We start from the raw sequence: 7,573 nt of genomic DNA, 5'->3' as shown, positions 1-7,573 counted from the left end.
TCGCTCCGCCTTGGCGGATCGGCTGGTTCGGTGCGCTCCGGTGCCGCCGCTCCCTGGAGCTTCTGGCCGAATTTTCCCGACGGCTCGACGGTCGCTTCGAAATCATCCTCAGGGGCCGCCCGGCGCTTTCCGAATTTCCGGATTTTCACGGTTTTGTCGAAGCCGAGCCCTGGCTTTCGTTTGGCGGGCCCTATCGGAACCCCGAGGATATGGCGACGATCTACCGCGAGGTCCATTTCTCCTGGGCCATCGATTTTTTCGAGCAGGGGCTGAATTCCGAATGGCTGCTGCCCAACCGTCTCTACGAGGGCTGCCGCTTCGGCGCCGTGCCGATCTCGATGGCCAACACCGAAACCGGCCGGTTCCTCGACCGGCAGGGTATAGGCGTTCTTTTGCCTCAAGCCACGCCTGAGGCCCTCGAAGCCGCCCTGGGGGATTTGGACGAGCATCGTTTCGGGAAATTGCGGGCGCGTGTTCTTGCCCGCAATCCGCGAACCTGGAGCCATGATCGCAGCGATTGCCGGGCGCTCGTCGAAAAGCTTCGCGGGTTGACGGTTGTGCAGGATCCGTATGCTGCCCAGGCACTGGCTTAGGATGGCAATCGATGGACATGGGCCGATGATGCCAACCGAAAAGCTTGCGCCCAGCCTGATCGTGATTCCGTGCCTGAACGAAGCGGCTCACATCGGTGCGCTTGTTCATGAGCTTCGACCGTCGGCCGAGAGGCTCGGTGCCCGGATCGTCGTTGCCGATGGCGGCAGCACGGACGGCACGAGAGCAATCGTCGAGGAGATTGCCGGGAAAGATCCGCGGATCATCCTTCTTCACAATGAAAAGCGCCTCCAGAGCGCGGCGATCAATCTCGCCGTTGCCAGTTACGGCGAGGGGGCTGAATATCTCATTCGCATCGACGCGCATGGCGGCTATCCCCCCGACTATTGCGATCGGCTGGTCGAGGAGGCGCTGGCCACCGGCGCCGATTCGGTCGTCGTCTCCATGCTGACCAGCGGCAGCGGCACGGTGCAGAAAGCGGTGGCGGCTGCACAGAATTCCAAGCTCGGCACGGGCGGCTCGAAGCACCGGCATCTCTCAGTGGGCGAGTGGGTCGATCACGGCCACCATGCGCTGATGCGGATATCGGCCTTCAAGGCGGTGGGCGGCTATGACGAGACGTTCAGCCACAACGAGGATGCGGAGTTCGACTATCGGCTCCGTCAGGCCGGTTACCGAATCTGGATGAGCGGCAAGACGCAAATGATCTATTACCCGCGCGCGTCGCTCGCCGGCCTGTATTTCCAGTATCTCGGCTATGGCCGCGGCCGCGCAAAGAACGTTCTCAAGCACCGCATGATACCCAAGGTCCGGCAGATGCTGCCGCTTCTGGTGTTCCCCGTTGTCCTTCTCTCTGCCTTTTTCTTCGTGCATTGGTTGGCGGTCGTGCCGCTTCTGGTGTGGGCGTCGGTTTGTCTCGGCTATGGCGTGTGGACTGCCATCAGCCAGCGCAATCCGGACAATGCGCTTGCTGGGATTTCGGCGATGGTCATGCATTTCGGCTGGTCCGTTGGCTTCTGGCTGCAACTGCTTGGACCGCGATCACAGAGTAGGAGGGTAGCGTGATGGGTGTGGCCGAAAAAAACCGCAGCATCGACATCTGCGTCTGCACGTTTCGGCGGCCGGAGCTTGCCGACACGCTTCGCTCCATAGCCGCCCTGGAGGTGCCTTCGGGATTCGACATTCGCGTCATCGTCGCCGACAATGATGACGGGCCGACGGCCGAGTTGCTGGTGGCGACGCTGGCGGAGACGTTGAAGCTGCCGATCAGCTATCGTCATTGCCCGGCGCGCAACATCTCGATCGCCCGCAACGCCTGCCTCGACGCCAGCATGGCGGATTTCGTCGCCTTCCTCGACGATGACGAAACGGCATCGTCCAGATGGCTCGCCGAACTGGTTGCGACGGCGGAAGTGAGTGGCGCTGCCGCCGTGCTCGGACCGGTGCGGGCGCGCTATCGGCCGGATGCGCCCGCCTGGATGCGCCGCGGCGATTTTCACTCCACCCTGCCGGTCTGGGTGGGCGGCGAGATCCGCACCGGCTACACCTGCAACGTCCTGCTCAGGATGGGCGCCGACAGCCTCCGCGGCCGGCGGTTCAGCCTGGCGCGTGGCCAGACCGGCGGCGAGGACACCGAATTCTTCGACCATATGGTCAAGGCCGGCGGTCGCATCGCCTTTTCGCCGCAAGCCTGGGTCGATGAAGTGGTACCGCGCGCCAGGGCCGCATTCGACTGGCTCCGCCGCCGCCGGTTCCGCGTCGGGCAGACGCATGGGCACCTCCTGGGGCGCGACGCGAGTGGCCTCGCGCTGGTCAGGCAAGTCGGCCTCGCCTCGGCAAAGGCGGTCTACTGTTTCGCATTGGCAATCCCGGTCGCCATCAATCCCGTGCGCAGGAACCGCAGCGTGCTTCGCGGCATCATGCATGTCGGCGTCGTGAGCGGTCTCGTCGGTGTGCGTGAAATCCGCCAATACGGCTTGCCATCGCCGCAGGAAGGGGGCAAGCGTGCAGCCTGACGTCACCTTTGTCATTGCCGCCTACAATGCGGAGCTGACCATCGAGCGGGCGATCGCCAGCGCTATCGCCCAGCGCGATGTCAGCGTTGAGGTGATCGTCGTCGACGATCAGTCGCGCGACCGGACGCTCGATCTGGCGCGATCCTACCCCGAGGATATCGTGCGCGTCGTCGCCCTTGCACAGAACCGTGGTCCCGGCGGCGCCAGGAATGCCGGCCTTGAGCTTGCCCGCGGCCGGTGGGTCGCGGTCCTCGATTCCGATGACGCGATCTATCCCGGGCGGATCTGCACCATGATTGACCGCGCGGAGAAAGCGGGCGCCGAGATCTCGGTCGACAATCTCCAGGTCGTTCGCGAGGACGGCGTTGCCGAAGAGACGATGTTCCCGGCCGACTATCTCGAGGGCTTGAGTGAAATCTCGCTAGCGGACTATATCGCCGGCAATGTGGTCTTCGAATCCAGGTTCAATCTCGGCTATCTCAAGCCGATCTTCCAGCGACGCTTCCTGAACGAAAACGGGCTTCGCTATGACGAAGGCCTGATCATCGGCGAAGATTACATCCTGCTGGCCAGTGCTCTGGCCAAGGGCGGAAAATGTGTGGTTGAGCCGACGACCGGCTACGTCTACCATATCCGGACCGGCTCCATTTCCCGCGTGCTCGAACTTCATCACGTCGAGGCGATGCGCAAGGCCGATCTCGCCTTCGCCAGAACCCATTCGATGGACGCCAAGGCCGAGGCCGCTTTCGCAAGGCGCACACGCAGCCTGCGCAAGGCGGCGTCGTTCCTGTCGCTGGTCCAGCACATCAAGGCGCGGTCCCCGCTCAAGGCGGTGTGGACGGCGCTCAGCGATCCGGCGGCCGTTCGGCATATGAGCATGCCGATCGCCGTTCGGCTGCGAAGGGTGGCGGCACAATTTGCCGTGGGTGCGGGGGAGGTGAAAGGTGCAGGCAGGTGAAAACAGTTTTCGCGGCCTGCGACAGGTTGAAGTCGATCTCCTCAGAAGGAATATGCAATGAAAAAAGTCAGGAAGGCAGTCATACCGGTAGCGGGGCTTGGAACGCGATTCCTGCCGGCGACCAAGTCGATGCCGAAGGAAATGCTGCCGGTCGTCGACAGGCCTGTCGTGCAATATGCGGTGGACGAGGCGTTCGAAGCCGGCATCGAGCACATTGTCTTCGTGACGGGCCGCAACAAGGCAGTCATAGAGGATTATTTCGACCTGCATCCAGAATTGATCGGGACTTTGGAGCAGACTGGCAAGACGGCGCAGCTTCAGGCGCTCGAAAGCCTGCTTCCCGTGGCTGGTGCGACGAGCTTCATCCGGCAGCAGTCGCCGCAAGGTCTCGGCCATGCGGTATGGTGCGCCCGGGAAGTCATCGGCGATGAACCTTTCGCGTTGCTGTTGCCGGACATGGTGTCCTTCGGCGGGCGTGGATGTCTCGCTGAAATTGCCGACCTCTATGCACAGACCGGCGGAAACGTCATCGCCGTCGAGCGCTGCGATCCGACCGAGACCAGCAAATACGGAATTGTCGGCTGCGGCGCCGATGTCGGCTCGGGCTTCGAGGTCACCGCCATGGTCGAAAAGCCGGCTCCAGCCAATGCGCCGTCGAACTACTACATCAACGGCCGCTACATCCTGCAGCCCGAGATATTCGCGCTGCTCGGCAATCAGCAGCGCGGCGCCGGCAACGAAATCCAGCTGACCGACGCCATGGTTCGCCTTGCGCAGAACCAGGCTTTCTTTGCCCAGCCCTTCAACGGCCGGATGTTCGACTGCGGCTCGAAGGAAGGGTTCATCCAAGCCAATATCGCCTTCGCGCTGGCGCGTGACGACATGAAGGGGCCAATCTTCGAGATGCTTGAGGAGTTTGTCCGGTCGCATGAGCGCCGGGTGGAAGCCGCATAATGCCCATTTTTTGGGAGCATTAGCATATGGACGGTGACGTAAGACATGCCGATGCGCGTGGCGGCCCGGGTTTCGCGTTGTCTGGCATGAAGCTTGCGTCATATATGTGCTGATTCTCCCGATCTTGCTTCAGCGCCTGCAAACGAGAGCATCGGACCCAAAAGTAGAGGCGGTTTTGGGAAATCCGATGCTCAAACAAGAGATAGAGCGGCGGCACAGGTCGACTTGAGGGACCGCCGCTCTAGATGCAAAGTAGAATTGGACCGAAGATGAATTATGCCAATTTTCCTCTAGACAAGAGGAAACCATTGCCGAGTTCGGACGCAGTCAGCGCCGACGACTTCATCGATATCGAGCGCTTGCTCAGCATGGCAGCAAGGCAGGCAAAGGTGGTTGCGGCATGCGCTGCCATCGGTCTTTTTCTGGGCGTGCTCTATTTGCAGACCACGCCTCCCACCTACATGGCGACCAGCCGCGTGCTTATCGACGAAGGCTTGAATAAGGTCGTTGACGAGGTTTCGGCGGCGTCGGTCAGCATGCAGACCGATTCCGCCATTCTGAGCCAGATCGAAATTCTTCACTCGGCGAGGTTGGCGGCGGTGGTCGTCGACAAGCAGAAGCTCGATCAGAACGACGCTTTCTTGTATCCTCCCACATCGGCCGTGTCGAAGGCGGCCGGCTTTGTGCGCGGCGTGATCCGGTACTTCCGTCCCAGCCCCGCCGTGGGCACCACCGACGTCACCCAGCTTGATCCGGCGACGCGTGACGCGATGATTGCCTCGTCACGCCGCGATTACGCGGTCCTCAAACTGCAAAACGAAGTGCAGGCCGAGCGCATCGGTCGAAGCTATGTGATCTCCATCGCTTATCAAGCGACGGATCCCGCACTTGCGACCGCGATCACCAAAGCCTACGCAGACGCCTACCTCGCGGATCAGCTCGATGCGAGCTTCGATGCGACCGAGCGCGCGGCGGTCTGGCTGCAAGGCCGGCTGACGGAGCTTCGTGAAAGTTCCCAGGCAGCGTCGCTCGCCGTCGAGAAGTTCAGGGCCGAACACGGATTGGCCGTCGATGACGGCCAGTTGATCAGCGACAAGCAACTGTCGGACCTCAATGGCCAGCTCATTGAGGCGCAGGCCGATACCGCCCGCGCCAGCGCCCGCTACCAGCAATACAAGTCGATCGTCGAAAGCGGTTCGGACAACGCATTCAGGGATGCCGCCATATCCGCCGACCAGCCAAGCAACTCGATCATTTCAACGCTCAAGACCCGCTATCTCACTGTCGCCAAGCGGCAGCAGGATATCGAAGCCAATTTCGGGGCAGAGCATCCCCAGGCGGTCGCACTTGCCAAGGAAAAGGCCGACATATCAGCGCAGATTTTCGGCGAGCTGAAGCAGTTGACCGAAAGCTACCGCAACGAATACGAAGTTGCTCTCGCGCGCGAGACGGCGCTCCGCGCAAATGTCGCGTTAGCGGCGGGCAAGAGTTCCATCGACAACCAGTCGCAGGTGAAGCTGCGCGAACTCGAGCAGAAGGCAACGGCGCTCTCGACGCTCTATCAGACGTTCCTTGGCCGCTACGAAGAAGCCTCCCAGCAGCAATCCTTCCCGGTTGGCAAGATCCGCGTCATCTCGGACGCGACGCTGCCGCAGTCCGCGGCAACCCCGCGCACGTCCATAGTGCTGGGACTTTCGCTTGTGCTTGGCGTGATGATGGGGGCCGGGGTTGGTGGCCTAAATGAATTCAGGGAGCGGTTCTTCAGGACCGGCGAAGACGTTCGCGATCGCGTCGGCCTCAAATTCCTCGGCTACCTGCCGATCATTGGCAGCAAGGTCGCCAAGGACGATAAGCGCGATGACGGTCAGGCGGACATCAAAACGGCCCAATCACCGTCGGCCGCTGAAAGACGCGCGCGCATGCGGGTGAGCATCGACGCCCCGGCATCGATGTTTTCCGAAACGCTTCGCAGCGCCAAGATTGCCTTCGACGTCGTGATGGAAGGGCAAGGCAGCCGGGTCATTGGCGTGATCTCGGTTCTTCCCGGTGAGGGCAAGTCGACCGTGGCGGCGAATCTGGCCGGACTGCTTGCTGCCAACGGGTCGAAAACCCTGCTGGTGGACGGCGACCTGCGCAAACCCGGCCTCAGCCGCAGCCTTGGCATGGAGGCCGAGCAAGGCCTGATGGAGGCGGTAGTGAGCGGGCAGACCTGGCAGTCCGTCGGCAAGATCGACCGGCAGACCAAGCTGGCGATTGTCCCGGCTGTGCCGCGCGGTCATTTCTCGCACACCAGCGAGCTTCTATCGTCGGCCGGGATGCGGCGTTTCATCGACAATGCCAAGGAGACCTTCGAGTACATCATCGTCGATCTGCCGCCGCTCGGCCCCGTGGTCGATGCCAAGGCCTTTGCTCCGCTTGCCGACGGCTTCGTGCTCGTAACCGAATGGGGGCGCACGCCGCGTGCGATGGTGCAATCCATACTGAGTTCGGAACCCTATATCGCCAACAAGATCGTCGGCGTGGTCCTCAACAAGGTCGATTTGAAGAAGCTGGCGAAGTATGGATCGATCGGCGGCTCGGAAAAATTCTTCGACAGATATTCGTCCTACTATCTGGAAAAATCGGAAGCGCGGACGAAAGCAAACACCTGAGGCCGGTATATTAGGAACGGATGTTGAGCAGATCGTGGCGTCCTGCGCGGCCAGGCCGATACCGGGCCTGAGCCCGCGTGAGCGAACACGAATGCCCCCTCGAAAAGACCATGACCGGCAGCCCTGCGCAAGAGCCGGTAAGATCGCGGGGAATGATGTCTCTTAGGTGCGGGTCGATCTCCTCGCTTGACCAGTAGAGGTCCCGAGCCGCGACGGGTCGCGCAAAAGGCGTGGGCACTATGCTTCGCGCCGCACATTCCCACCGCAGGACGTTTGCAGCCAGGAACCGGGCCCGCTTACGCCGCCTTGAGACGGTAGCGGACGATCGTGTGGTCGAGCAGAAGCCGGATCGCGGTCCGGCCTCGATCGCAATCAGCCATCTCGCGGCCATCATGGTCGCGCCGACGATGACCACCGAAAGCAGGTACGGCACTCCTGCACGC

5 protein-coding genes and 1 pseudogene are annotated in these 7,573 nt (G+C 61.9%); all 6 read left to right on the top strand.

Annotated features, from left to right (window positions below; translation table 11 throughout):
- Window positions 1–593: pseudogene (locus tag EOA86_RS14320) on the top strand (glycosyl transferase family 1); the annotation flags it as partial.
- A 28-nt stretch (window positions 594–621) separates the two neighbouring features.
- Complete coding sequence (locus EOA86_RS14315; RefSeq protein ID WP_128342231.1) at window positions 622–1,617, top strand: glycosyltransferase family 2 protein; 996 nt, start codon at window positions 622–624, stop codon at window positions 1,615–1,617.
- Complete coding sequence (locus EOA86_RS14310) at window positions 1,617–2,567, top strand: glycosyltransferase family 2 protein (RefSeq protein ID WP_095517313.1); 951 nt, start codon at window positions 1,617–1,619, stop codon at window positions 2,565–2,567. The genes EOA86_RS14315 and EOA86_RS14310 overlap by 1 nt, the downstream gene beginning before the upstream one ends.
- A complete protein-coding gene (locus EOA86_RS14305; protein WP_128342230.1) occupies window positions 2,557–3,525 on the top strand; it encodes a glycosyltransferase family 2 protein in 969 nt (322 codons plus the stop codon). The genes EOA86_RS14310 and EOA86_RS14305 overlap by 11 nt, the downstream gene beginning before the upstream one ends.
- Before the next feature lie 57 nt (window positions 3,526–3,582).
- Entirely contained in the window at window positions 3,583–4,479 is an 897-nt protein-coding gene (locus EOA86_RS14300) for a UTP--glucose-1-phosphate uridylyltransferase (protein ID WP_127212364.1), read from the top strand.
- A 269-nt stretch (window positions 4,480–4,748) separates the two neighbouring features.
- Complete coding sequence (locus EOA86_RS14295; protein WP_128342229.1) at window positions 4,749–7,130, top strand: polysaccharide biosynthesis tyrosine autokinase; 2,382 nt, start codon at window positions 4,749–4,751, stop codon at window positions 7,128–7,130.
- Window positions 7,131–7,573: the final 443 nt, after the last annotated feature.

Origin of the sequence: Mesorhizobium sp. M5C.F.Ca.IN.020.32.2.1 (genome assembly GCF_004023105.1) — a bacterium.
Taxonomy (GTDB): Bacteria; Pseudomonadota; Alphaproteobacteria; order Rhizobiales; family Rhizobiaceae; genus Mesorhizobium; species Mesorhizobium wenxiniae.
Note: the sequence above shows the minus strand (reverse complement) of the source record. Positions and strands in the feature narration are given on the sequence as shown.